We start from the raw sequence: 24,145 nt of genomic DNA, 5'->3' as shown, positions 1-24,145 counted from the left end.
CGCTCGGTTGCGGACGGTGTCCACCGCTTTCACGGTGAACACAAGATCCGACGCATCACCGAAGGGAACATCCATGCGCGCTCTGCCCGTACGGCGTATCGCGACCACCGTCCTCTGCGCTTCACTTCTCATCGGGACGGCCGGTCCCGTCATCGCCGCCGAGAGCGACTCTCACAGCACCAGCGCCCAGGAAGCGGCCCGCGCGCCGGTCCCCGGGGCGGACGCGCTGCTCGCCCAGGCCAAGACCCTGGGCGACGCCGGTGGTGTACTCACCCCGGTCACCGACCTGCTCACCGCCGTGCTCAAGGCCGACAAGGGCCAACTCCCCGCCGCGGACGCCACGAAGCTCGCCGACCCGGTGAAGGAGGCCATCACGAAGGCCTCGGCCGCGGCCCCCAAGGCGCCCGAACTCCCCGAGACCCCGGCGGCTCCCGACACCCCGGCGCTCCCGGAGGCCCCTGCCCTCCCGAAGGCACTGTCGGACGACTCCAAGGCCGCGGCCGCCGACCCTAAGGCCGACGCCCTGAAGGCACTGCAGACCGCGGTCGACGCCCTGGTCAAGGCGGCCACCGGCGGCGACGTCACCGCGGTGGCGGGCGCGGTTCCGCCCGTGCTCACCGGCCTGGTCAACCTCCTCGCCGCCACGCTGCTCGGCGGCGGTCTCCCCGCACCCGACCTGGCAGGTCTGCCGGCCCTGCCCAAGCTGCCGGCCGCGCCCGGCCTGCCGCAGGCACCCGGGCTTTCCTGAGCCTCTGTCAGTGCCCGTCGCGCCGGTCCTCAGGGCCGGCGCGACGGGCATTTGCGCGTCCATCTCATACGAGAATGAGACACCGCCTTCGTTCGGGTGGGTTCCGGGATTTTCCGCCGCACAGAGTTTCCGCCGTACACAGCGCTCGTTACCCATGGCGAAGTGCAAATCCCCTCTGGCGACCGTCCGTCGCCGAAGAAAGGAACACGATGAAGCCCCTGAAGGCTGCCGCCGTCGTTGCCGGATCCCTGGTCATCGCAGGTGCCGCCGCACCCGCCTTTGCCGCCGACCTCACGCCCACCAGCCTGAACGGTGCCCTGGACACGATCACCAGCCAGCCGACGCTCGACGCGGCCCCGGTGGCCACCAACGCCCTCGACTCCGAGAACAAGGACTCGGTCGTCAACAGCGTGTCAGGTGCCGCTGACGACCTGCACGCGGGCGGCGGTTCACCCGGCAAGCTTCTCGGCGGACTTCCCATCGCGAAGTAAAACTCTTCTTGCTCCTTCCGGACGGCGCATTGCGCCGAATGAAGGAAGCGATTACCTGGGCGTGTTCCTGCTGAGGCTTCCGCTGACAGGTCCATAGGGTAAAGAAATCCGAAGGGAAGGTTTGATTATGAACACTGCCAAGAAGGCTGCTCTCGTCCTTGCCACCGCCGGTCTCGCCGCGGGTGCCGCCGCAGGCAGCGCCTTCGCCACCGACGGCAGCGGTTCCTCCGCCGAGGGCGCGGCTGTCGGCTCGCCCGGCGTCCTCTCCGGCAACCTGGCCGAGGTCCCGGTCCACGTACCGGTGAACGTCTCGGGCAACACGGCCAACCTGATCGGCGCCCTGAACCCGGCGTTCGGCAACACGGCCGTCAACAGCTGACACACCCCCCCGAGAAGTACTGCCGCGAGCACACGGCACGCAGCAGTGAGGGCCGGTTCCGCAGACGCATTCTGCGGAACCGGCCCTCGGGCCTTCCCGGCCCTTCCCGCCTCCGCAGGGCCTCAGTTCGACTGAAGGGTCCCGGAGTTCGACCGGCGCGTGCCCCGATCGTGTGATCGCTCGCCCGCACTCACCCAGTCAAGTGACAGGCGGGTCCGGGACACCAGGTCGCATCGATACCGTTCCGGGATGACCTCGACATCGAGCGAAACCCGCGCCTTCCGACCCGCCGATCTGGGCACCCTCACCGTGGTCGCCTGGAGTGGTGAACACCCCGAGGACGAGAAGGACATGCCCTTCCTGCTCGCCTACTCGCTGGGCGACGGCGAAGGCGGCCCCGAGGCCGCGACCGAAGCCATCGAGCACCTGCTGCGCAACACCGGGCTCCCCATCGGCGGCCCCGTCGTGGAGAGCTCCCGCAACCCGAGCCTGCCCCTCACCCTCCTCGTCGAGGCCGGCCAGGCCGTCCTGAACATGCCGCACCTCAACGCCCAGTGCGTCGTACCGCCGGAGTGGCTCGCCGCGGTGGGCGAGCGTGGGCACGCCTACTTCATGTTCACCACGCGCCCCTGGCCCGATGCCAAGCCCGGCGTTCCGCTCGCCGAGGAGGACCTCGCGGCCTTCGCGGGCGCCGAGGAGACCATGACCAACGCCGCGCACTGCCTGCTCACCGCGAAGAGCCTGCGCGGCTAGGAGCGGCCGTCGGCGGCCCCGCACGTGGCTGGGGCCCGCCGGTCGGGACGGACCGGCGGGCCCCAGCGCTCCGTGACGCGGTGGTTCAGCGCATCGCGTCAGAGAAGACCGAGGTCCAGGTCCAGCAGGCCGTGGTCGTGGCCGTGGTGGTGGTGATGGTCCCAGCAGCCACCGTGGTCGCACGGGTGGGAGGCCGCCGCCTTCTGCGTGGGAACTTCCGCCGCCTGAGCGGCAGTTGTCAGCGGCACCGCCACGGCCAGGGTCAGCATGGCGGTCGCCGCGGCACGACGAAGCGTGATCTTCATGGGGGATCTCCTAGATCCGTTGGGGACGCGACCGACGCTAATCAGCCCCACAGAACCTGTCCTGCCGAGAGATGCACGACTACTGCAAAAGGGTGCCGACCCCCGCCGCCCGCGAACCCAGTGAGGACCCAGCCGATGACCACCAAGACGCCTCTGCCGAAAGCCCGTACGCCCGAATCCTCTTTAGGGCCTGTGGACCCGCCATCCGGTGGTACCGGCGGGAGCCGTGCGTTCGCGCTGCTTCTGGTGATCACGGGTGCGGCAGGTCTGCTCGCGGCGTGGGTCATCACGCTGGACAAGTTCAAGCTCCTGGAGGACCCGGACTTCACCCCGGGCTGCAGCCTCAATCCGGTGGTCTCCTGCGGCAACATCATGAAGAGCGAGCAGGCGTCGGCCTTCGGGTTCCCGAACCCGATGCTGGGCATCGCCGCGTACGCCGTCGTGATCTGTGTCGGCATGAGCCTGCTGGGCCGGGCGCGTTTCCCGCGCTGGTACTGGCTGACGCTGAACGCGGGCACGCTCTTCGGGGTCGGCTTCTGCACCTGGCTGCAGTACCAGTCGCTCTACGAGATCAACTCGCTGTGCCTGTGGTGCTGCCTGGCCTGGGTCGCCACGATCACCATGTTCTGGTACGTGACCTCGTTCAACGTCCGCAACGGCCTGCTGCCCGCGCCCGCCGGACTGCGTACGTTCCTCGGCGAATTCACCTGGGTGTTCCCGGTGCTGCACGTCGGCATCATCGGCATGCTGATCCTCACGCGCTGGTGGGACTTCTGGACCAGCTGACGCTGCGGGGCCGACGATGCCGACTATCGGACCATTGCTGCGGACGGTGGAATTCTGCGCTGGGATGCTCACAGGATCGTTTCCCGGTCATGAAGACGACAACCCGAGTAGCGCTCGCGGCCCTGGTGGCCGGTGTCTCCGCCGCGACGGCGGCTCCCGCACAGGCCGCGGAGCACGCCCCCGTGGCCATCCCGCTCAACGGCCTGGAGTGGGCCCTGGACACCCAGGCTCCCGAGGTCAGCACGGGCGTACCGATCCCCATCCCCGGAGGGCCCGACCAGCCGCGGTTCGACGAGGACCGGCTCCTTCCCGAGCGCGAGCTCCCGCAGTTCCCCGTCTCCACCGATCTGCCCGCGACCCGGGTGGTGACCCCGCTCGACGACGCCCTGGGCGAGGTCGGGTTCGACCGCATGGACGTCGCGACGCGGGAGTCGGACGTGCGGACCTCGACACCGGGGGCCTCGCTGAACGCCCCGGCGACAGGGCCGCGGCCCGAGCACTTCGGGCTTCCGGGGGCGGCTCTTCCCCAAGCCGCCCTGCACGCACCGCTGTTGCAGGCACAACCGGGGGCCGATCTCGGCCTCTCGTAAGGCATCACGCGCAAGGAGGCATCACCTGTGGTCAAAGGAGCAGCGGCCGAAGGCCCGAGCGCGGGGCGGTTCACGCGCCGGGCGACGATGTGGAATCTCGTCGGATTCGGCTTCGCCGCCGTGACGGCGCCGGCCGCTCTCCTCTGGTCGACCCGGAGAGCGGCTCACCGGCCTCCGTCCGACGATCTCGGTGAAGGCGCGTTCGACGAGATGTACGAGGGCCGGCACATCCGCGGCGCAAGGGCCGCCGCCCCCGGCCATCAACACCCCGGAGCCGGTTGGGACGTCACGGTCGACGGCCGCCCGCTCCATCTCATGCGGCGCGCCGACGGCGGCTATCTGAGCATGATCGACCACTACCAGTCGTATCCGACGCCCCTCATCGCCACCCGCAGGGCAGTGGACGAACTCGGCCGCGGCCGGCAGCTGCGCGACACCGGCACCTGATCACTGCCCCGCACATCGGCACATCGGCACACCGGACCGGAGGAGCGAACCGAAGTGGTCTACACGCGCAAGAACCAGGCCCGGCTGACCAGCGCCGAGAAGCGGCGCTTCGTCAACGCGCTGCTGGAGCTCAAACGCAAGGGCGAGTACGACGAGTTCGTCCGGACGCACATCGAGCACTACGTGTCCGACGGGGACAGCGGACTGCGGGTGGCCCATATGACGCCCACGTTCCTGCCCTGGCACCGCAGGTTCCTCCTGGAGTTCGAGCGGGCGCTGCGGCGGGTGGACCCCGCGGTGTCCGTCCCGTACTGGGACTGGACGGTGGACAGGACAGCAGGCGCCTCGCTCTGGGGCGGCGGCCTCATGGGCGGCAACGGGCGGCGCTCCGACCGGCAGGTCATGACCGGTCCGTTCGCGCGCAAGAACGGCGACTGGGTCATCAAGGAGGGGGAGACGGACGGCGACTTCCTCATGCGCGACTTCGGCCGGCCGCAGGACCCGATCGAGCTGCCCACCGAGGAGCAGCTGGCCTGGGCCCTGCGCGACCCGGTGTACGACACACCGCCCTGGGACTCCACCTCGTCGGACGGCTACCGCAACAAGCTGGAGGGGTGGACGTCCGGCGTCGGCAACGACAAGTGGCGCAACCACAACCGTGTGCACCGCTGGGTCGGCGGGCACATGCTCGGCGGCGCGTCGGTCAACGACCCCGTGTTCTGGCTGAACCACGCCTTCGTGGACCTGCTGTGGGACCGCTGGCAGGCACGGCACCCGAGATCCGCGCCCTTCCTGCCCGAGAAGCCGCCGGGACCGGGCAGCGGCCCGCTGCACGGCAGCATCGCCTCTCTCCACGAGCCGATGCCTCCCTGGGGCGCGAAGCCCGACGAGCTGCTCAGCCATCGCGGCATCTACCGCTACGCATGACAAAGCCCCCGGCGGTCCAGGACCGCCGGGGGCTTTCGCACAGGGGGGATCAGCCGCCGTAGCCGCCGGGACCACCGGGGTGGCCGGGCTTGCCGTGGCCGCCGTCGGCGTTGACGCACGTGTTGCCGAACGCCGGGTTCAGCAGCCCGATGACGTCGACAGTGTTGCCACACACGTTGACCGGGACGTGGACCGGAACCTGGACGAGGTTGCCGGAAAGGACGCCGGGCGAGCCGACGGCCGCACCCTCGGCGCCCGCGTCCGCCATGGCCATACCGGTGCCACTGAGCACCACGGCGCCCGTGCCGAGGGCAACAGCGGCTGCCTTCGCGATGCGAGACATCACGTTCTCCTTTGAATTGACGAGTACCGCCGCATGCACGCGGCCGTACTGTCCCTTCAACGGCGACAAGGTCACCAGGTAACGGCACTCATCGGTACATCATTGGTGAAATCGACCGGGACCCCGTGTCCAGTGCTCTCCGGAGCCGTTGCGCATCACATGATCTCAACACGCCGCATGGCCGCCGCCCTCGCTCTCGCCGCCGGTGCCACCGCCCTGGCCGCACCCGCCGCGAGCGCCTCCGCCATCTCCCCCACCGAAACGATCGACTCGCTCGCCGCGTCGTCGATCCCGGAGGAGCACCGCGCCGAGGTGCCGTCCGTCACGAGCCAGCTCAACGGCCTCAACGGCCTCTACGAGCTCCAGCAGCTGCACCAGCTGACCGACCTGGCCGCACCGGTCACGGGCGTGCTGCCCTCGGTGCAGTAGTCACGCGCCACTCGCACACCGGGGTCGGGCCCATGAGGGCTCGGCCCCGGAGTCGTTTTATTCCGGTGACCCCGCGGGGTCCGGGTCCCTAGACTCGCCCCGTCAGCCGCTGCAGCCATGTCAGGTGTTGCAGCCGTTCAGTCAAGTGAGGGGGCCGGGCCATGCGTTGCCGCACATCTGCCCGCAGCCCCCTGTCACGGTTCGACGTGATCCTGGTGTCTTGGCGTGCGCGGTGCCGGCTGCGCGGCCGTCACTGAGCATCCGTGGCGAAACTCTGACCCCATCCTGAGTACGCACGGAAATCGCGCTGCCCTGCCCCGCATCACACCGAAAGGCCCCGGGCCGTGCGCACCAACATCCGACACCTGTCCGCCCGTCCATCCGCCGACGTACGCAATCTCGGCATCCTCGCCCACGTCGACGCCGGAAAGACCACCGTCACCGAACGGATCCTGTTCCTGACCGGCGCCACCCACAAGAGAGGTGAGGTCCATGACGGCACGACTGTCACCGACTTCGACGCGCAGGAACGCGACCGCGGGATCACCATCTTCGCCGCGGCCGTCAGCTGCGCGTGGGACGGCCACCGGATCAACCTGATCGACACTCCGGGCCACGTCGACTTCGCCGACGAGGTGGAGCGCTCGCTGCGGGTGCTCGACGGCGCGGTCGCGGTGTTCGACGCCGTCGCGGGGGTCGAGCCGCAGAGCGAGTCGGTGTGGCGTCAGGCCGATCGGTACGACGTGCCGCGGATCGCCTTCATCAACAAGCTCGACCGTGCGGGCGCCGATCTCGACACGGCGGTCGCGTCGATACGGGACCGGTTGCACACGGTCCCGCTGGTGGTGCAGCTGCCGATCGGGCGCGAGGACGAGTTCAGCGGCGTCGTGGACCTGCTGCGGATGCGTGCCCTGGTCTGGCACACGGGCCGTGACACGTACGACGTCGTTCCGGTCCCCGATGCCCTGCGCGAGGAGGCGCTCCGGCGCAGGCACACCCTTGAGGAGACGGTGGCGGAGCTGCACGTGGGCGCGATGGAGGAGTACTGCACGACGTCGGCGCTCTCCACCCCTGCCCTGGCCGCCGCGCTGCGCGACCTCACCCTCAGCGGTGAGGGCGTGGTCGTGCTGTGCGGCTCCGCCTACCGCAACCGCGGGATCGAGCCGCTGCTCGAGGCCGTCGTGTCCTACCTGCCGTCGCCGGTGGATGTCCCCGCGGTGCGCGGGACCCATGGCGACACCGTGCAGGAGCGCGCCGCCGACCCCGTGGCGCCGTTCGCCGGGCTCGCCTTCAAGGTGAACGCGACCGCGACGGGACGGCTGACGTACGTACGCGTGTACTCGGGAACGATCACGAAGGGAGAGACAGTGATGGACGCGGGCACGGGCCGCAGCGAACGGATCGGCCGGATTCTGCGCGTGCAGGCCGACCGGCACGCGGAACTGGACCGGGCGACCGCCGGGGACATCGTGGCCGTGGTGGGCCTGAAGACGGCCCGCGCCGGCACCACGCTGTGCTCGCCCACGGCACCGCTGGTCCTCGAACCGCCCACGGTGGCCGCGTCGGTGGTCTCGGTGGCGGTCGAGGCCCACAGGAGCGTGGACACCGGCCGGCTGTCGTCGGCTCTGGCGCGCCTGGTCGAGGAGGATCCTTCGCTGGCGGTACGGGTTGACCGCGAGACCGGTCAGACGGTGCTCTCCGGCATGGGCGAGCTGCATCTGGAGGTCGCGGTGGAGAAGATCCGCCGTGCCCACGGCATCGAGGTCGGCGTGGGACGGCCGCAGGTGGCCTACCGCGAGACGGTCGTGCGCGGCGTCTCGGGTCTGGTCCACCGGCACGTCAAACAGGACGGCGGCGCGGGCCAGTTCGCGCACGTGGTGCTGGACGTCGAACGGCTGGAGGCGCGGGAGGGCGCGGCTCATGCCTTCGTCTTCGGCTCCACCGTCACCGGCGGCAGGGTGCCGCAGGAGTACGTCCGCGCGGTGGAGGCCGGGTGCCGGGACGCTCTCGCCGAGGGCCCCCTCGGCGGCCACCCGGTGACCGGGCTGCGGGTCACGCTGACCGACGGGGCGACCCACTCCAAGGACTCCTCGGAGATGGCGTTCCGTACGGCGGGCAGATTCGCGCTGCGCGAAGCCTTGCGCGCGGCTGCGATGGAACTCCTGGAACCGGTGGTCGAGTTGACGGCGACGGTGCCGGACGAAGCGGTCGGCGGCGTGCTCGGCGACCTGGCGGCACGACGTGGCCGGGTCACCGACTCGGCCACGCGCTCCGGCACTGCCGTGGTCACGGCGACGGTGCCGCTGGCCGAGCTGTTCGGCTACGCGTCGCGCCTGCGTAGCCGTACGCAGGGGCGTGGCACGTTCACGACGCGGCCGATGGGTTACGCCTCCGTGCCCACGGGGGTTTCGGCCGGGGTGCTCGGCCGGTAGGCGGGAATGGGGGCACGCTCTTAGGGGCGTGCCCCCCTTTCAGCTGTGCCGCTGGGCGGAGCCCACCAGCCACCGCACCACGTCGACCGCGCCGTAGGGTGCGCCGTCCGGGCTCAGCTCGTACAGGAAGCCGAGGTCCTGGCCGAGCGTGGCGATGAGCGGTTCGATGCCGCCGTGGGGGCGTCGCTGGCCGAGTCCGACCGTGGCGAGCAGTCCGTTGCACAGGCACAGCCGTCCCTCGGTGGCGGCCGGGTCGCCGCCCTTGCGCAGGTAGGCCGCCTCGGGTTCGGCGGGGCAGCGGTAGCCGATGGTTCCCTTGGGGGTGCGGTAGGGCGTCCGCAGATATCCGAGGTCGCAGACGCGGCGACGGTCCGCGATGACGCCGGGGTCGGAGAGGGTGCCCGGCAGCTTCGCGACCTTGAAGGGGAAGCCGGTCGGTGATGCCAGGGGGTCGTTGCGCACCGTGAGGGCCCCGGCCCGGGCCCGCTCCGTCAGCTCCTTGCGCAGTTCCGGGTCGAGTCCGGAGTCCTCGCTGAGCGCGAACGCGCTGCCGACCTGCACCCCCGTGGCCCCGGCCGCGCGGGCCGCCGCGAGGCGGTCGGGGTGGGCGGTGCCGCCGGCCAGCCAGAAGGGGATGCCGAGTGCGGCCATCCTGGCCAGGTCGGGGTGGTCGCGGGGGCCGTAGACCGGATCGCCGTCCGGGTCGAGCCGCAGCCTGCCGCGCGGCGGTGCGCTGTGCCCGCCCGCGCCGTGGGTCTCGATGACGAAGCCGTCGGGCCGGGTGACCTCGTCCCTGGCGAGGTACGAGGCGAGCACGGGCAGCGAGACGATGGCGAGCACGTCGGGCCTGCGGAGGCCTGTCACGACGGGGTCGACAACGCCCCTGGGGAGGGCGGGAGTTGAGGGGCGTCCTGCGCGCAGTCCGTCGATCCGGACCTCCTGCACGCGGCTCGTTCCCCTGCCTGTTCCCCCTGTTCCCCCTGTTCTCCCTGTTCCCCCGGAGTCTCCCGGCCCGCCCTCACCGCCACAGGCGCAGGCGCCGGATCCGCCGTCGCAGCGGGCTTCCTTGGCCGGGGCGCCGCCGCCGGTCAGGGCCGCTCCCGGGTCGAAGGGGTGGGCGTACGCCTCGTCGTCCCCCTCCACCGTGACAGCGACCGTCACGGGCTCCGCGCGGGCAAGGCGTGAGGCCAGCTCCGGGACGTGGCCGGGGACGCCTGCGCCGACGAGGACGCAGTCGACGCCCGCGAGGATCGCCCCGAACATGGCGGGCGCGAGGCCCAGTTCGACCTTCCCCAGGTAGTTGATGCCTACGCGGCCTTCGTGCTCCTCGTGCGCGTGGCGCTCCTCGCGATCGTCGTGCTCCTCGTGACCGTCGCGCCCCTCGCGATCGTCGTGCTCCTCGTGCCCCTCCTTGGCCAGCCACACCTCGACGAAGTTGCCGAGCATGGTCAGCAGCTCGGCGGGGCGGCCCCGCTCGGCCCGCAGCATCGGCACCGTACGGAAGCGTTCGTGCTCACCGATGCCTCCCTCGACGTAGAAGCGGTCGATGACCTCCGCCGCCAACTCCGGTACGGGGAACGCCGCGAGGGCGCGCCGCACGTGGCCGCCCGGGTCACCGAGCTGGAGGCGGCGCGCGAGAACGGCGTCGAGCGCCGTGCCGGAGACGACGCCGAGCTGTCCGGCGCGGGAGACGGCGCGGGCGAGGCGCCAGTCGGAGACGCCGACGCCCATGCCGCCCTGGATGACCTGAGGCAGCGCCCGGCGCACTTCCGCCCCGCCCACTCTCGCCTTGCGCACAACGGTCTTCGGCATAGCGCTCAACCTCGCTGCTCGAGCTCTGGAACCTACGGAACCGTAGGTTCCGCCCGTAGCCAGTCTGGGCCACTGCCGCCCGCCGAGACCACGGCGAAGGACCCCTGCCGGAGGGTCCTTCGACCCTTGTCGTCCTCGGTTCTCAGAGAGCGAGCAGCGTCACGAGCAGGGCCGCCGAAAGGCCCACCTCGATCAGGCCCACGGTGCGGATCCGCAGGCCCCGGCCCGGCAGCAGCGCGGCGCGCAGGAGGCACAGGGTGAACGGCACCGCGAGCAGCGGGTGCAGGAGCGTCGCGCAGAGCAGTGCCGCGCAGTGGTAGGCGATCGAGCCGATCCGGAAGCGGCGGTTGCGGCGCTCGCGGATCATGGACTTCACGTAGAGGACCGTGCCGCCGAAGTAGAGGAGGCAGGCGGCGAACGGGGCCATTCCCTCGCCCGGCGTCCCGCCGCCGACGCGCAGCGCGACCAGCAGCATGGCGCACGCGGGCACGATCGCGACCAGGCCGTTGATCAGCGCCCTTTCGCGGTTGCGCAGCGCGTAGAGAGTGTTCACCGCGAAGAACGGCAGTGCGGCGGCCACCGCCACGGCCAGCCAGGGCCGCAGCACGAGGAGCGGTGTGCCGAGCAGGATCAGCGCGGTCGCGAAAGTGAGGAACGGGCGGACGTGGCGCTCGGCGGCGCGGGGGTTGCGGGAGCAGCGGCGCAGCCGGATGTGCTGCTGGAGGTGGAAGGCGGTGGCGTAGGCCAGCAGCCAGCACACGAAGAGCGGCAAGTGCAGCCACCGCGGATCGCCCAGGAAGGTGCCTGCCGCGAACGGGACGGCGAGCATGGCCCAGGCGCCGTGCTGGTCGGGTATCCACTTGGAGCGGGCGGGCGCCCTGCTGTTCATGAGAGACAAGCCTTCCCAGGAGCGACCGGCGCCCGACCGGAGCGGACACCGGCGGGCCAAAAGCCCTTTCCGGTGCGCTATTTGGCCCGGAGTTCCACCATGTCACGTACACGGGAAGCACATTGCGGAATTAGGTCACTGCCCGCTGGGACTTAAGTCCCCGGGTTCTGCCTGGTCAGCGGGCATAGGCTCGCAACAGGCCACCGAATTTCCCGGCGAGTTGTCGGCAAGTCACGGCCGGAGTCTTTTCCATTTCGGAGGGTCAAGTTGCGGCAGAATCAGCGCGGCGCCGCGGAGACGCTGCTCAAGGCCGGACGGTATTTCAGCCGTGCCGACGTTTCCGATGACCTGCGGTCGGTGCACCACACCGGCGGGCGGGACGGCGAGGCCTTCTACCGGGACCGCTGGAGCCACGACAAGGTGGTGCACTCCACCCACGGCGTGAACTGCACCGGCTCCTGCCGCTGGAAGGTCTTCGTCAAGGACGGGATCATCACCTGGGAGACCCAGGCGACCGACTACCCCTCGGTCGGCCCGGACCGCCCCGAGTACGAGCCGCGCGGCTGCCCGCGCGGCGCCTCCTTCTCCTGGTACAGCTACTCGCCGACGCGGGTGCGCCACCCCTACGTGCGCGGCACCCTCCTCACGATGTACCGGGAGGCGAAGAAGCGCCTGAAGGATCCCGTCCTCGCCTGGGCCGACATCCAGCGCGACCCGGTGCGCAGGCGCACCTACCAGCAGGCGCGGGGCAAGGGCGGTCTCGTCCGGGCGAGCTGGGAGGAGGCGGTGGAGATCGCCGCCGCCGCGCACGTGCACACCATCAAGGAGCACGGGCCCGACCGGGTGGCGGGCTTCTCCCCCATCCCCGCCATGTCGATGGCCTCGCATGCCGCGGGGGCCCGCTTCCACTCCCTCATCGGCGCGCCGATGCTCTCCTTCTACGACTGGTACGCGGACCTGCCGGTCGCATCGCCGCAGGTGTTCGGCGACCAGACCGACGTACCGGAGTCGGGTGACTGGTGGGACGCCGCGTATCTGATGATGTGGGGCTCCAATGTGCCGGTGACGCGCACGCCGGACGCGCACTGGATGGCGGAGGCGCGCTATCGCGGCCAGAAAGTCGTCACCGTGTCCCCCGATTTCGCGGACAACACCAAATTCGCCGACGAGTGGATGCATCCGCACCCCGGAACGGACGGCGCGCTGGCCCTCGCGATGGGCCACGTCATCCTCAAGGAATTCTTCGTCGACCGGCAGACGGACTTCTTCACCGATTACGTACGCCAATACACCGACCTGCCGTTCCTGGTCACCCTGCGCCAAAGCGATCAAGGGCTGGTCCCGCACAAGTTCCTGAATGCCGCCGACCTCGACCCCGGCCTCGGCGAGGCCACCGAGAACGCCCGCTGGAAGACCGTCCTGGTCGACGACACCACCGGCGAGCCCGTCGTCCCGAACGGCACCCTCGGCCACCGCTGGGGCAGCAACGAGACCCCCGAGTGGAACCTCGACCTCGGCGACACCGTCCCCCGTCTCACCCTGCACGGCGAGGCGGGCGCGGACACCGCCGAGATCGTCCTTCCCCGCTTCGAGGAGGACGCGGACGCCACCGTGCGGCGCGGCGTGCCGGTGCGGCGGATCGGCGAGCACCTCGTCACCACCGTCTTCGACCTGATGCTGGCCCAGTACGGCGTCGCCCGCGACGGACTGCCCGGCCAGTGGCCCACGTCGTACGACGACGCCTCGCAGCCCGGCACCCCTGCCTGGCAGGAGACCCTCACCTCCGTACCGGCCGCCCAAGCAGCGCGCGTGGCAAGGGAGTTCGGGCAGACGGCCGAGCAGTCGAAGGGCCGCTGCATGATCCTGATGGGGGCCGGGACCAACCACTGGTTCCACTCCGAGACCATCTACCGCGCCTTCCTGGCCCTGCTCACCCTCACCGGCTGCCAGGGCCGCAACGGCGGCGGCTGGGGCCATTACGTGGGCCAGGAGAAGTGCCGCCCGGTCACCGGCTGGGCCACGCTGGCCAGCGGCTCCGACTGGAACCGGCCGCCACGGCACATGATCGGCGCGGGCTGGTTCTATCTGCACACCGACCAGTGGCGCTACGACACCCTGCCCGCCGAGTCCCTCGCCTCCCCGCTGGCCGACGGGCACTTCGAGGGCATGAGCGGCGCCGACTGCCTTGCCGCATCCGCCCGCATGGGCTGGATGCCCTCGTACCCCACCTTCGACCGCAACCCTCTGGAACTGGGGGACGCCGACGATCCCGTTCAGCAAACCGTCGACGAACTCAAGGCGGGACGCCTGAAGTTCGCGGGCGAGGACCCGGACGCGCCGGGCAACTGGCCGCGCGTGCTGACCGTGTGGCGGGCCAATCTCCTCGGCTCCAGCTCCAAGGGCAACGAGTACTTCCTCAAGCATCTGCTCGGCACCCACTCCAACCTCCCCGACGACGGCCCGCGTTGCGCTCCGCGCGACGTCACCTGGCACCCCAAGGACGTCGAGGGCAAGCTCGACCTGCTGCTCGCCATGGACTTCCGCATGACGTCCACGACGCTGCTCGCCGACGTCGTGTTCCCTGCCGCCACCTGGTACGAGAAGCACGACCTGTCCTCCACGGACATGCACCCCTTCCTGCACGCCTTCACCCCGGCCGTAGACCCGCCCTGGCAGGCCCGCTCCGACTTCGACGCCTTCCTCACGCTCGCCCGCAGGTTCAGCGAGCTGGCCGCCGAGCACCTCGGCGTACGCAAGGACGTGGTGGCGACGGCCCTTCAACACGACACCCCGGGCGGGGAGATGGCCCAGCCCGGCGGGGTCGCGCTCGACTGGTCGAAGGGCGAGTGCGAGCCGGTGCCGGGGCGCACCATGTACAACCTGGCGGTCGTGGAGCGTGACTACGGCGCCGTCGGCGAGAAGTTCGCCGCGCTCGGCCCGCTCGTCGACACCCTCGGCGTCACCACCAAGGCCATCACCTTCGACGTGGGCGAGGAGGTCGGATACCTCGGCGAGAAGAACGGGACCGTGCGAGGCGGTGTCGCCGACGGACGGCCCCGCATCGACACCGCACAGCGCGCCTGCGAGGCGATCCTCTCGCTCTCCGGGACCTCCAACGGACGCCTGGCCACGCAGGGTTTCGAGACCCTGGAGAAGCAGGTCGGGACCGAGATGGCGCATCTGGCCGCCGAGGCCGAGGGCAAGCGGGTCACCTTCGCCGACACCCAGGCCCGCCCCGTCCCTGTCATCACCTCGCCCGAGTGGTCGGGCAGCGAGTCCGGCGGCCGGCGCTACACCGCGTTCACCGTCAACACCGAGCACCTCAAGCCCTGGCACACCCTCACAGGGCGCCAGCACTTCTTCCTCGACCACGACTGGATCCACGAGGTCGGCGAGGCACTGCCCGTCTACAAACCGCCGCTCAACATGCATCGCCTGTACGGAGAACCGCAGTTGGGCCAGGTCGACGAGAAGACGGTCGCCGTGCGCTACCTCACCCCGCACAACAAGTGGGCCGTGCACTCCATGTACCAGGACAACCTGTACATGATGTCGCTCGGCCGGGGCGGGCAGACGATCTGGATGTCCCCGCAGGACGCCGCAGCGATCGGCGTGGCGGACAACGACTGGATCGAGGCGGTCAACCGCAACGGCGTCGTCACCGCCCGCGCGATCGTCTCCCACAAGATGCCGCCGGGCACCGTCTACATGAACCACGCCCAGGAGCGCACCGTCGGCGTCCCACGCACCGAGAAGACGGGCAAGCGCGGCGGCATCCACAACTCGCTCACCCGCGTGATGCTCAAGCCCACCCATCTCATCGGCGGGTACGCCCAGTTGACCTGGGCGTTCAACTACCTGGGCCCGACCGGGAACCAGCGCGACGAGGTGACGGTCATCCGCCGCCGCAACCAAGAGGTGACGTACTGATGCGCGTGATGGCCCAGATCGCCATGGTGATGAACCTCGACAAGTGCATCGGCTGCCACACCTGCTCGGTCACGTGCAAGCAGACGTGGACCAACCGGCAGGGCACCGAGTACGTCTGGTTCAACAACGTCGAGACGCTCCCCGGCCAGGGCTACCCCCGCCGCTGGGAGGACCAGGAGAAGTGGAAGGGCGGCTGGGAGCGCACCCGCTCCGGCAAGCTGCGGCTGCGCTCCGGCAGCCGCGCCAAGCGCCTGGGCAACCTCTTCGCCAACCCGGACCTGCCGGGGCTGGACGACTACTACCAGCCGTGGAGTTACGAGTACAAGAACCTCACCGAGGCCCCGGCGGGCGACGACCTGCCCACCGCCCGGCCCGTCTCACAGGTCACCGGCGCCCCCATGGAGAAGATCGAATGGGGTCCGAACTGGGACGACAACCTGGGCGGCGCGCCCGAGCACGGGCCGCGCGACCCGATCGTGGAGAAGATCCGCGACGAGGTGGGCGAGAAGATCCGCTTCGAGTTCGAGCAGTCCTTCATGTTCTACCTGCCGCGCATCTGCGAGCACTGCCTCAACCCCGCGTGCGTGTCCGCGTGCCCCTCCGGCGCGATGTACAAGCGGTCCGAGGACGGCATCGTCCTGGTCGACCAGGACACCTGCCGTGGCTGGCGGATGTGCGTGAGCGGCTGCCCGTACAAGAAGGTCTACTTCAACCACGCCACCGGCAAGGCCGAGAAGTGCACCTTCTGCTTCCCGCGCGTCGAGGTCGGCATGCCCACGGTCTGCTCGGAGACCTGCGTGGGCCGCATGCGCTACCTCGGGGTCATGCTCTACGACGCCGACAAGGTCGCCGAAGCGGCGGCCGTCGAGGACGAACACGACCTGTATCCGGGCCAGTTGGAGTGCTTTCTCGACCCGCACGACCCGGCCGTACAGGCCGCGGCCCGCGCGTCCGGCATCACCGACGAGTGGCTCGCGGCAGCCCGCCGCTCCCCCGTGTACGACCTCATCGCCACCTACCAGGTCGCGCTGCCGCTGCATCCGGAGTACCGCACGATGCCGATGGTCTGGTACGTGCCGCCGCTCTCCCCCGTGGTCGAGGCCGTCGCCGCGTCCGGGCACGACGGCGAGGACGCGGGCAATCTCTTCGGGGCGATCGACGCGATGCGCATCCCCGTCGAGTACCTGGCGCAGATCCTCACCGCCGGTGACACGGCCGTCGTCGACGCCGTCCTGCACCGGATGGCCGCCATGCGCGCCTACATGCGGCGGATCAACCTCGGCGACGAGCCCGACGAGAGCATCGCCGGGGCGGTCGGCCTGACCGGGGTCGAGATGCGGGACATGTTCCGGCTGCTGGCCATCGCCAAGCTGGAGGACCGTTTCGTGGTGCCGAGCGCGGCGCGCGGGGATGCGGACGCGCTGGTGGAGGCCCATCCCCTGGAGGACGCAGCGGATCCCGCCCAGGTGGGCTGCCCGGTCGCGGGGCTCCCCGATGCCGCCGGGTCCCCGGCGCGCGTGCTGCTCAACCTCGGGGCCACGCGGAGGACCGCATGAGCATCCGCACGAACACCCGCACGAACAACCGCACGAGTACGCCGGCCCCGCCGCGCACCACCACGCCGGTCGCCGCCGACGACGTCACGCGGCTCATCGTCGGCCGCTGCCTGGAGTACCCCGAGACCCGGCTGTACGAGGATCTGCCCGCCCTGCGCGCGGCCCTCGACGAGGCGCCGCCCGAGGCCGCCGCGCTCCTCGCCGGGTTCCTCGACCATGTCGCCGCCACCGAGCCCCTCGACCTGTGCGCGCACTACACGGCCACCTTCGACACCCGTAACCGCCGCTGCCTCTACCTCACGTGGTGGGCGGACGGGGACACCCGCAGGCGCGGCATGTCCCTCGTACGCGTCAAGCAGATCTACCGCGAACACGGCCTGCGGTACGCCGACGAGGAACTGCCCGACTTCCTGCCCGTCGTCCTCGACTTCGCCGTCCGCCGCCCGGATGCGGGAACGGACCTCCTTGAGGAGCACCGGGTCGGACTTGAACTGCTGCGGCTTGCGGTCGCGGCGGCGGACACCCCCTACGCGTCGGTCCTCGAAGCGCTCTGCACCACGCTGCCCGGCCCTTCCCCGCGGACCAGGGAGGAGGCCAAGGCGATGGCGCGCAAGGGGCCGCCGCAGGAGCTCGTCGGCATCGACACCGCGCTGGAGCCGTTCGGGTCCCGCGTCGACCTGCCCTGGCCCGGTCGGCCCACCGTCAGCACTGTCACCGAAAGGCCCTCGGCATGACCGATCTGCTCCTGTGGGGCGTGCTGCCCTACGTCTCGATCGCGCTGCTGATCTCGGGCACCGTCTGGCGCGCCCGCTACGACCGGTTCGGCAGGACGAGCCACTCCTCGCAGCTGCACGAGTCGCGGCTGCTGCGGATCGGTTCGCCGCTGTTCCACTTCGGGATGCTGTTCGTCGTACTCGGCCATGTGGTGGGCCTGTTGATCCCGCAGAGCTGGACCGACGCGGTCGGCGTCAGCGACCACACATACCACCTGGTGGCGGTCGGGACCGGTGCCGTCGCGGGCGCCGCGGCCGTCATCGGGATCGGGGTGCTCGTCCACCGCCGCCTGACGGTGCCCGCCGTACGCCGGGCCACCCTGCGCAGCGACCACCTGATGTACACCTTCCTGCTCGGCGCGATCGTCCTCGGGCTCCTCGCCACGATCCTCAACTCCACCGGGGCGACGGACGGTTACAACTATCGCGAGGGCATCTCCCCGTGGTTCCGCTCGCTGTTCACCTTCTCGCCCGACTACACGCTGATGGCGGGCGCGCCGCTCGCCTTCAAGCTGCACATCCTGTTCGGCTTCACCCTGTTCGCGCTCATTCCGTACTCGCGTCTCGTGCACATGTTCAGCGCACCGGTGCGGTACGTCTTCCGGCCCTTCGTCGTCTACCGCGGCCGGGATCCCGAGCGGCTCACCGCGCGCCCGGACCGGCGCGGCTGGGAGCGGGTCCGATGACGGCCGATGTCCTCGGACCCCCGAGGACGGCGGCCCCCGGCAAGCTGGTGCGCACGCCTCGGCACGCGGTCGCCGACCGCCCTTTCCTGGTCATCTGGGAGGCGACGCGGGCCTGCCCCCTCGCCTGTCTGCACTGCCGGGCCGAGGCCGACACCCGGCGCAGTCCGCATGAGCTGGACGGGGCGCAGGCCCGTGCCCTGATGGACCAGATCGCCGCCTTCGGCCGCCCCCACCCGCTGTTCGTCATCACCGGGGGCGACCCCTTCCAGCGGCCGGACCTTTCCGAACTCATCGCCTACGGAGCGGACTTGGGCCTGCGGGTCGCCGTGTCGCCGTCGGGCACGCCCACCCTCACACGGGAGAACCTGACGGCGGTGCGCGACGCGGGTGCCGTCGCCCTCTCGCTCAGCGTGGACGCGTCCACCGCCGCACGCCACGATGCCTTCCGGGGCGTCGACGGGGTCTTCGACCTCACGCTGCGGGGCTGGCGGACCGCCCGCGAGCTCGGACTGAAGGTGCAGATCAACACCACGGTCTCGCGGCACAGCCTCGACGACCTGGCCGACATCGCGGCTCTCGTCCGCCGGGAGGGGGCCATGCTCTGGTCCGGTTTCCTCCTTGTGCCCACCGGGCGCGGCGCCGACCTCGCCTCGCTCACCGCCGCGGAGACCGAGGACGTGCTGCACTTCCTCTACGACTGCGGGGCGTTCATGGCCACCAAGACCACGGAGGGCCATCCCTTCCGGCGCGTCGTGCTCCAGCGGACCGCCATCGCCGAACGCGGTGAGGTCCCCCGCACCGGAGAACTGCACGCCCGCCTCACGGGACGTGCCGCCGCGCTCGGCCTCTTCGACGGCGAGCGGCGGGCGGTCCGCCGTCCGCCCATGGACGTCTCGTCGGGGCGCGGCTTCGTCTTCGTCTCCCACACGGGCGAGGTCACGCCGAGCGGCTTCCTGCCGCTGTCGGCGGGCAACACCAAGCAGCGCCCGCTGACCGACATCTACCGCGCGTCCCCGCTCTTCACGCAGTTGCGCGACCCCGAGCTGCTGCGCGGCAAGTGCGGCCGCTGCGAGTACCGGTCGCTGTGCGGCGGTTCGCGCTCGCGGGCGTACGCCGTCACGGGCGACCACCTGGCCGAGGACCCGTGGTGCGCGTATGAACCGCCTGCCCGTCCTCCCGTCCCCGAGGAGTCCCCGGAGGAGTCCCCGTGCGCTCAGTGATCGTCATCGGCGGAGGCATCAGCGGTCTCGCCGCGGCCTGGGAACTGCGCGGCAAGGCCGAGGTCACCGTCCTGGAGGCCGGCGACCGCGTGGGCGGCAAGCTGCGCACAGGGTCCCTGGCCGGGACGCCCGTCGACGAGGGCGCGGAGTCCGTCATGGCGCTGCGCCCCGAAGCCGTACGGCTCGCGGAGGAGGTCGGTCTCGGGGACAGCCTGTGCGACCCGGCGCCCGCCCCGGTCACCTTCTGGACCCGGGACGCCCTGCGCCCGCTGCCCGCGGGGCACGTCATGGGCATCCCCGCGGACCCCGCCGCGCTCACCGGCACCGGCCTGCTGTCCGCCGAAGGGCTCGCCAGGCTCGCCCAGGAGGAGGCGCTCCCCGCGAGCCCCGTCCTCACGGGCGGCGGGGACGGAGGGCACGTAGGGCACGTAGGGCACGTAGGGGACGGCGCGAACGGAGCGGACGGCGGCGCGAACGGAACAGACGGAGCAGACGGACGGGACATCAGCATCGCGGGCTATCTCGTCCCCAGGATCGGCCAGGAAGCGGTGGACCGCCTCGTGGAACCCCTCCTGGGCGGGATCTACGCGGGCCGCACCGACCAGCTCTCCCTGCGCTCGGCCATGCCGTTCCTGGCCCCCGTCGCCGCATCGGGCGACTCCTTGCTCGCCACCTTGCGCCGCCGCCGGGAGAGTCGGGGCCCGGCGGCGGGCCCGAGGCCGAGCGTGGTCAGGGGCATCGTCGGCGGCACCGGCCGACTTCCCCGCGCGGTGGCCGCCGCGAGCGGCGCGCGTGTCCTCACCCACAGCACCGCCCTCGCCCTGGAGCGCATCCCGGGCAACCGCTGGCGGGTGCACGCGGCCACCGGCCACGGTCCGGCGGCGCTGGACGCCGACGCGGTGATCGTCGCGCTGCCCGCGCCCGCCGCGGCCACGCTCCTGGGCCCGCACTCCCCTGCCGCACAGGCCGAGCTCGACGGAGTCCGGTACGCCGGATCGGCCGTGATCACCATGGCGTTCACGCGCACGCGGCCCGGTCCGGCGCCGGACCTCAACGGCTTCCTCGTACCCCCGGTGGACGGCCGCACGATCAAGGCGGCCACGATCCTCTCCCACAAGTGGGCCTGGCAGCGTGACGAGGCGCCGTCGAGACTGATCCTGCGCGCTTCGGTGGGGCGGGTGGGCGAAGAGCACCTGCTCGACCTCGACGACGACCACCTGACCGGGCTCGCGGCAGCTGAACTGACGGACGCGATGGGCCCGTTGGGTGAGCTGCTGGCCTCCAAGGTCACCCGCTGGCCGCAGGGTCTTCCGCAGTACGAGGTGGGCCATGGCGACCGCGTCGCCGCGGTCCGCGAGGCGGTCGGCAAGCTGCCCGGGATCGAACTGTGCGGGGCGCTGTACGAGGGAGTGGGGGTCGCCGCCTGTGTCGCGACGGGGCGGGCGGCGGCGGAGCGGGTGCTGGAGAACGGGTGAGCCGCCCGTACCCGGCCAAGCCACCCGCGTGAGCCGCCCGCACCCGGCGTGCGGGGTGCGGGCGGCCTGCGGGACGAGGCGGGCTACCGGGCGGAGAACGCCCGGGTGGCGGATTTCTTGGCACCCCCTCCATTGATCACGAACTGCGACCCGGGCTCGATCAGGATGTTCCCGTCGCGCGAGTCGCTGATCGTCACGTCCGTGAGCGTCGCGCTGCCGCGCGCGCCGCCCATGGCGAGGATGCCGGAGCCGTTGTTGGACTTGGAGATCGTCACGTCGGAGATCTTCACGTCCGGCATGGCGCCGCCACCCGTCTTGAACTGGATGCCGTCGTACGTCGAGTCATGGATGTCGGTGTCGCGGATCGTGACACCGGGGATGGACGGACCCTGCGCGAACAGCGTGATGGCGCCGAACTCCTGGTCCTCGTTCCAGAAAGCGCCGCCCGTGCGGTAGAGCCCGTTGTTCGCGATCAGCGTCTGCCCGGTGAAGGGAATCGGGTCGTGGTCGGTCGCGAGCATGATGCCGGGGTAGTTCATGGTGTCGTACACGAGGTTGTTCTCGATCTTGTTGCCGTAACCGCCGTACACCGCGATGCCGTTGGCGCGCCAGGGCAGCTGAACGGTGTTGTTGCGGAAGGCGTTGTCGTGGCCGACGTCCACCGACGTGTCCTTGACGTACTTGCTGGCCCACACGGCGAGGGCGTCGTCACCGGTGTTGCGGAAGGACGAGTTGAAGACGGTGGAATTCCGGGTGCCGTTGGTGAAGTTCACGCCGTCCGCGTACGTGTTGCGGATGCGCATCCCGTTGAATTCGAGCCCGTCGCCGGGCCCCCACAGCTCCGGGATGTTGCTGTAGTCGCGACCGACCCACGCACCCACGTTGGCGTGCTCGATCCACACGTCGTCGATCTTGGTGTTCTTGCCGAAGCGGCCGTTGAGACCGACGCCGCCCTCCGCGTTGCCGTCGCCGCCCCGGATCGCTCCCGAGCCGAAGATGGCGATACCGGAGATCTTGGTGTTGTCGTCGATGTCGAAGCCGAAGTTGCCCTCGTGCGGATGGTTGATGCCGCCCGCCTCGTGCGGCGGGGTCAGCGTGTAGAGCTGGGAGTGCCACATGCCCGCGCCGCGGATCGTGACGTCACGGATGCCCACCTGGTTGAACTGCCCGCGGTTCAGCGGGTCGTCGGTGAGGATCTTCTGCTCCTGGCGCCACTGTCCCGCCGGGATCCACACGCACGCGATGTCGCCGTTCTGGTCGGCGGTCACGGCCCGCTGGATCGCGGTGGTGTCGTCGATGCCGTCGTTCGGGACGGCTCCGTACGTGGTGATCGATGTGCACTCGGCGGGCTTGCTCGCCGCGGGTGCCACCTGCTCCAGGTCGATCAGGTCGACGATGTAGAACGCGGCGTCGTCACCGGCGTCGCGCTGCAGCTTGAACTTGGTGCCCTGCGGATACGTCTGCGTGAGCAGCGCGTGCGACTCGTCGAAGAGCCGCCGCGCGTCGCCGCCGGGGGTGTTGGTCAGACCCTCGGGCTGGTCGGTGTTGCCGTACAGCCAGCTGTGCTTGGAGGAGAGGTTCAGCTTCTGCACGAACTTGCCGTCCGCGTAGAGGCTGAGGGTCTTCGACTGACCGCCGCCGCCCGGCGCGTCGGGTATGGAGTTGCGTACGACGATGGAGTTGGCGGCGCTGGTGGAGCTGAACTCGACGTACTGGCCTGTGGAGTTGAGGCGAACGGACTTGCGCCCCGAGGACTCGGTGGCGTAATTGGTGTGCCCGAAGGTGCGCACGGCGTCGGCTTCGAGCAAGGTGCCTTCGTACTTGGCGTCCTCCGCCTCGTACTCGACGTACGGCACGGCGGCTCCGCGCCCGACGACGATGGAGCGCGCGAAGACGTTGTTGTTCTCGTTGGTCTCGGTGACCGTGTTCGTGGCGTCGGCGGTGGCGGTGAGCGTGGCGCCACCGCTGGCAGCGGTCCAGTCGCCGCCGATGCCGACCGTGGCCGTCTCGCCTGCGGCGATGGCTGGAGTGGTGCCGTTGAGGGTGGCGCCGCCCACGGTCAGCCGGGTCACGGACCCGGCGCTCACGCCGGTGGTGCCGCGGTTGTGGACCTTGGCGGTGAAGGTGACCTTCGCGCCCACGGCGGGGTTCGCCGGGTTCGATGTGATGCCGGTGACCTCAAGGTCGGGCCCGGGACTCTGACCGACCGTCAACTTGTCTGCAGCAGTACGGCTGTTGTTGTCGTCGTTCTGCTCGTCGACGGTGTCGCTGGGGTCGACGACCGCGGAGACGGTGTAACTTCCTTGCGCCCGTTTGCCGATGCCGACCTTGACGGTGGCGGACTCGCCGGCGCCGAGCGCGGGCACGGGGGCGGTGCCCGCGACCGTGCCGCCGAGGCTGACGTTCACGGTGGTGGCGCCCGCGGCGGCGCTGCCGGTGTTGCGCACCGTGGCGTCGACGCCGATCTCATCGCTCTCGGAGGGCTTGGCGGGATCCCAGGTGAGGTTCGAGACGGTCAGATCGGGATTGGGCGCCGGGGTCCCCATCACCTGGAACTCGGCGGCCTGGGCCCCGTATCCGGAGCTGTTGCCGAAGACCTTCAGCTGGACATCCGCGTACCGGCCCGTGACGGGAATGGTCACGGAGTTCCGGTCACCCGCGGAGGGGTTGAAGGTGTAATCAGCGCGCGCCTTGAGCGACTTGAAGCCCTGAGCCGCCTGCTCGCGCCCGAGCACCTCGATGCTCTGCGTACGTGTCGACCAGGCGGCGTCGGGGTTGAGCTTGACGACGACGGATGCGAGATCGGCGTTGGCACCGAGCTTCACGGTCAGCGTCGACGGATGGCCGCTCGACTCCCAATAGGTGCTCGTGCTGTTGTCGTTGGCGTTCGGGGCGAAGTAGTTCTGCGTCGACGAGGACGCCTCGATCGGCTTGTTGAGGGCGAGGTTGACGGGCTCGGCGGCGGGTCTGGCCGCGGGTCGAGCCACGGGCTCGGCGGCGGGCCGCGCGGTGGCCGATCCGACACCGGCGGGCACGAGCCCGAGGGCCATCAGTCCGGCACTGAGCGCGACGGTGATCAGCCGCCGGCTGCGTTGCTTCCATCTCATGGGGCGTCCTCTGTTCCACGGGGGCTGCGGTACCGCGGTACGCCTTGCCGACGCACCGCGGGGAGGA

At 70.7% G+C, this 24,145-nt stretch carries 21 protein-coding genes; 16 read left to right on the top strand and 5 right to left on the bottom strand.

Annotated features, from left to right (window positions below):
• The first annotated feature begins 73 nt into the window (after positions 1-73).
• The 4 genes from AC07AG_RS13085 (at position 74) to AC07AG_RS13070 (ending at position 2,371) form a co-directional block, all read left to right on the top strand.
• Positions 74-748 carry a hypothetical protein gene (locus AC07AG_RS13085; protein WP_478754654.1) on the top strand — a complete coding sequence of 225 codons (675 nt, stop codon included), beginning with the start codon at positions 74-76 and terminating at the stop codon, positions 746-748.
• Positions 749-957: 209 nt separating this feature from the next.
• The gene (locus tag AC07AG_RS13080) at positions 958-1,239 is read left to right on the top strand and encodes a hypothetical protein (protein WP_478754652.1); all 282 of its coding nucleotides are present in this window, start codon (positions 958-960) and stop codon (positions 1,237-1,239) included.
• Positions 1,240-1,366: 127 nt separating this feature from the next.
• Positions 1,367-1,618, top strand: a complete 252-nt coding sequence (locus tag AC07AG_RS13075; RefSeq protein WP_478754650.1) for a chaplin — start codon at positions 1,367-1,369, stop codon at positions 1,616-1,618.
• A gap of 249 nt (positions 1,619-1,867) precedes the next feature.
• Complete coding sequence (locus AC07AG_RS13070) at positions 1,868-2,371, top strand: DUF5949 family protein (protein ID WP_478754649.1); 504 nt, start codon at positions 1,868-1,870, stop codon at positions 2,369-2,371.
• A 98-nt stretch (positions 2,372-2,469) separates the two neighbouring features.
• On the opposite strand, the gene AC07AG_RS13065 is transcribed toward AC07AG_RS13070, so the two are convergent.
• A complete protein-coding gene (locus tag AC07AG_RS13065; protein WP_478754647.1) occupies positions 2,470-2,676 on the bottom strand; it encodes a hypothetical protein in 207 nt (68 codons plus the stop codon).
• A gap of 135 nt (positions 2,677-2,811) precedes the next feature.
• Here AC07AG_RS13065 and AC07AG_RS13060 point away from each other — a divergent pair, with 135 nt between their 5' ends.
• The 4 genes from AC07AG_RS13060 (at position 2,812) to AC07AG_RS13045 (ending at position 5,426) form a co-directional block, all read left to right on the top strand.
• Positions 2,812-3,462: a vitamin K epoxide reductase family protein gene (locus AC07AG_RS13060; RefSeq protein ID WP_478754645.1), complete on the top strand. Its 651-nt coding sequence runs from the start codon at positions 2,812-2,814 to the stop codon at positions 3,460-3,462.
• A gap of 89 nt (positions 3,463-3,551) precedes the next feature.
• Positions 3,552-4,052 carry a hypothetical protein gene (locus AC07AG_RS13055; RefSeq protein ID WP_478754643.1) on the top strand — a complete coding sequence of 167 codons (501 nt, stop codon included), beginning with the start codon at positions 3,552-3,554 and terminating at the stop codon, positions 4,050-4,052.
• Between the two features lie 27 nt (positions 4,053-4,079).
• Positions 4,080-4,499 (top strand): tyrosinase family oxidase copper chaperone, encoded by a 420-nt coding sequence (locus AC07AG_RS13050; RefSeq protein WP_478754641.1) that lies wholly within the window; start codon positions 4,080-4,082, stop codon positions 4,497-4,499.
• 54 nt (positions 4,500-4,553) lie between these two features.
• On the top strand, positions 4,554-5,426 hold the full coding sequence (locus tag AC07AG_RS13045; RefSeq protein WP_478754639.1) for a tyrosinase family protein: 873 nt from the start codon (positions 4,554-4,556) through the stop codon (positions 5,424-5,426).
• A 49-nt stretch (positions 5,427-5,475) separates the two neighbouring features.
• Here the strand turns inward: AC07AG_RS13045 and AC07AG_RS13040 are convergent, their stop codons facing one another.
• Complete coding sequence (locus AC07AG_RS13040; RefSeq protein ID WP_478754637.1) at positions 5,476-5,769, bottom strand: chaplin; 294 nt, start codon at positions 5,767-5,769, stop codon at positions 5,476-5,478.
• A 159-nt stretch (positions 5,770-5,928) separates the two neighbouring features.
• Here AC07AG_RS13040 and AC07AG_RS13035 point away from each other — a divergent pair, with 159 nt between their 5' ends.
• Together AC07AG_RS13035 and fusA are read left to right on the top strand one after the other, a co-directional pair.
• The gene (locus AC07AG_RS13035) at positions 5,929-6,198 is read left to right on the top strand and encodes a hypothetical protein (protein WP_478754635.1); all 270 of its coding nucleotides are present in this window, start codon (positions 5,929-5,931) and stop codon (positions 6,196-6,198) included.
• Positions 6,199-6,542: 344 nt separating this feature from the next.
• On the top strand, positions 6,543-8,630 hold the full coding sequence (fusA, locus tag AC07AG_RS13030; RefSeq protein WP_478754633.1) for an elongation factor G: 2,088 nt from the start codon (positions 6,543-6,545) through the stop codon (positions 8,628-8,630).
• A gap of 39 nt (positions 8,631-8,669) precedes the next feature.
• Here the strand turns inward: fusA and AC07AG_RS13025 are convergent, their stop codons facing one another.
• Positions 8,670-10,442 (bottom strand): beta/alpha barrel domain-containing protein, encoded by a 1,773-nt coding sequence (locus AC07AG_RS13025; RefSeq protein WP_478754631.1) that lies wholly within the window; start codon positions 10,440-10,442, stop codon positions 8,670-8,672.
• 142 nt (positions 10,443-10,584) lie between these two features.
• On the bottom strand, positions 10,585-11,331 hold the full coding sequence (locus tag AC07AG_RS13020) for a YwiC-like family protein (protein ID WP_478754629.1): 747 nt from the start codon (positions 11,329-11,331) through the stop codon (positions 10,585-10,587).
• A gap of 267 nt (positions 11,332-11,598) precedes the next feature.
• On the opposite strand from AC07AG_RS13020, the gene AC07AG_RS13015 reads away from it, so the two are divergent.
• From AC07AG_RS13015 to hemG, 6 genes are read left to right on the top strand one after another with little or no spacing between them, the layout of a single operon-like run.
• Positions 11,599-15,261, top strand: coding sequence for a nitrate reductase subunit alpha (locus AC07AG_RS13015; protein ID WP_478754627.1), 3,663 nt, complete (start codon positions 11,599-11,601; stop codon positions 15,259-15,261).
• Positions 15,261-16,817 (top strand): nitrate reductase subunit beta, encoded by a 1,557-nt coding sequence (gene narH, locus AC07AG_RS13010; protein WP_478754625.1) that lies wholly within the window; start codon positions 15,261-15,263, stop codon positions 16,815-16,817. Before AC07AG_RS13015 ends, narH begins: the two co-directional genes overlap by 1 nt.
• Positions 16,814-17,551: a nitrate reductase molybdenum cofactor assembly chaperone gene (gene narJ, locus AC07AG_RS13005; protein WP_478754623.1), complete on the top strand. Its 738-nt coding sequence runs from the start codon at positions 16,814-16,816 to the stop codon at positions 17,549-17,551. The genes narH and narJ overlap by 4 nt, the downstream gene beginning before the upstream one ends.
• Positions 17,548-18,276, top strand: coding sequence for a respiratory nitrate reductase subunit gamma (gene narI / locus AC07AG_RS13000; RefSeq protein ID WP_478754621.1), 729 nt, complete (start codon positions 17,548-17,550; stop codon positions 18,274-18,276). Before narJ ends, narI begins: the two co-directional genes overlap by 4 nt.
• Positions 18,273-19,496, top strand: a complete 1,224-nt coding sequence (locus AC07AG_RS12995) for a TIGR04053 family radical SAM/SPASM domain-containing protein (RefSeq protein WP_478754619.1) — start codon at positions 18,273-18,275, stop codon at positions 19,494-19,496. Before narI ends, AC07AG_RS12995 begins: the two co-directional genes overlap by 4 nt.
• Positions 19,493-20,971, top strand: a complete 1,479-nt coding sequence (gene hemG, locus AC07AG_RS12990; RefSeq protein WP_478755528.1) for a protoporphyrinogen oxidase — start codon at positions 19,493-19,495, stop codon at positions 20,969-20,971. Before AC07AG_RS12995 ends, hemG begins: the two co-directional genes overlap by 4 nt.
• A gap of 83 nt (positions 20,972-21,054) precedes the next feature.
• Here hemG and AC07AG_RS12985 read toward each other — a convergent pair whose 3' ends face one another.
• Positions 21,055-24,078: a CARDB domain-containing protein gene (locus tag AC07AG_RS12985; protein WP_478754617.1), complete on the bottom strand. Its 3,024-nt coding sequence runs from the start codon at positions 24,076-24,078 to the stop codon at positions 21,055-21,057.
• Between the last annotated feature and the right edge of the window lie 67 nt (positions 24,079-24,145).

The sequence above is a fragment of the Streptomyces sp. NPDC044044 genome, from assembly GCF_056434405.1.
Note: the sequence above shows the minus strand (reverse complement) of the source record. Positions and strands in the feature narration are given on the sequence as shown.

What these genes read in the sequence shown, in the direction of transcription:
- AC07AG_RS13085 (WP_478754654.1), top strand. Translation starts at nt 74, where the DNA reads ATGCGCGCTCTGCCCGTACGGCGTATCGCGACCACCGTCCTCTGCGCT.
- AC07AG_RS13080 (WP_478754652.1), top strand. Translation starts at nt 958, where the DNA reads ATGAAGCCCCTGAAGGCTGCCGCCGTCGTTGCCGGATCCCTGGTCATC.
- AC07AG_RS13075 (WP_478754650.1), top strand. Translation starts at nt 1,367, where the DNA reads ATGAACACTGCCAAGAAGGCTGCTCTCGTCCTTGCCACCGCCGGTCTC.
- AC07AG_RS13070 (WP_478754649.1), top strand. Translation starts at nt 1,868, where the DNA reads ATGACCTCGACATCGAGCGAAACCCGCGCCTTCCGACCCGCCGATCTG.
- AC07AG_RS13065 (WP_478754647.1), bottom strand. Translation starts at nt 2,676, where the DNA reads ATGAAGATCACGCTTCGTCGTGCCGCGGCGACCGCCATGCTGACCCTG.
- AC07AG_RS13060 (WP_478754645.1), top strand. Translation starts at nt 2,812, where the DNA reads ATGACCACCAAGACGCCTCTGCCGAAAGCCCGTACGCCCGAATCCTCT.
- AC07AG_RS13055 (WP_478754643.1), top strand. Translation starts at nt 3,552, where the DNA reads ATGAAGACGACAACCCGAGTAGCGCTCGCGGCCCTGGTGGCCGGTGTC.
- AC07AG_RS13040 (WP_478754637.1), bottom strand. Translation starts at nt 5,769, where the DNA reads ATGTCTCGCATCGCGAAGGCAGCCGCTGTTGCCCTCGGCACGGGCGCC.
- AC07AG_RS13035 (WP_478754635.1), top strand. Translation starts at nt 5,929, where the DNA reads ATGATCTCAACACGCCGCATGGCCGCCGCCCTCGCTCTCGCCGCCGGT.
- AC07AG_RS13025 (WP_478754631.1), bottom strand. Translation starts at nt 10,442, where the DNA reads ATGCCGAAGACCGTTGTGCGCAAGGCGAGAGTGGGCGGGGCGGAAGTG.
- AC07AG_RS13020 (WP_478754629.1), bottom strand. Translation starts at nt 11,331, where the DNA reads ATGAACAGCAGGGCGCCCGCCCGCTCCAAGTGGATACCCGACCAGCAC.
- narH (WP_478754625.1), top strand. Translation starts at nt 15,261, where the DNA reads ATGCGCGTGATGGCCCAGATCGCCATGGTGATGAACCTCGACAAGTGC.
- narJ (WP_478754623.1), top strand. Translation starts at nt 16,814, where the DNA reads ATGAGCATCCGCACGAACACCCGCACGAACAACCGCACGAGTACGCCG.
- narI (WP_478754621.1), top strand. Translation starts at nt 17,548, where the DNA reads ATGACCGATCTGCTCCTGTGGGGCGTGCTGCCCTACGTCTCGATCGCG.
- AC07AG_RS12995 (WP_478754619.1), top strand. Translation starts at nt 18,273, where the DNA reads ATGACGGCCGATGTCCTCGGACCCCCGAGGACGGCGGCCCCCGGCAAG.
- AC07AG_RS12985 (WP_478754617.1), bottom strand. Translation starts at nt 24,078, where the DNA reads ATGAGATGGAAGCAACGCAGCCGGCGGCTGATCACCGTCGCGCTCAGT.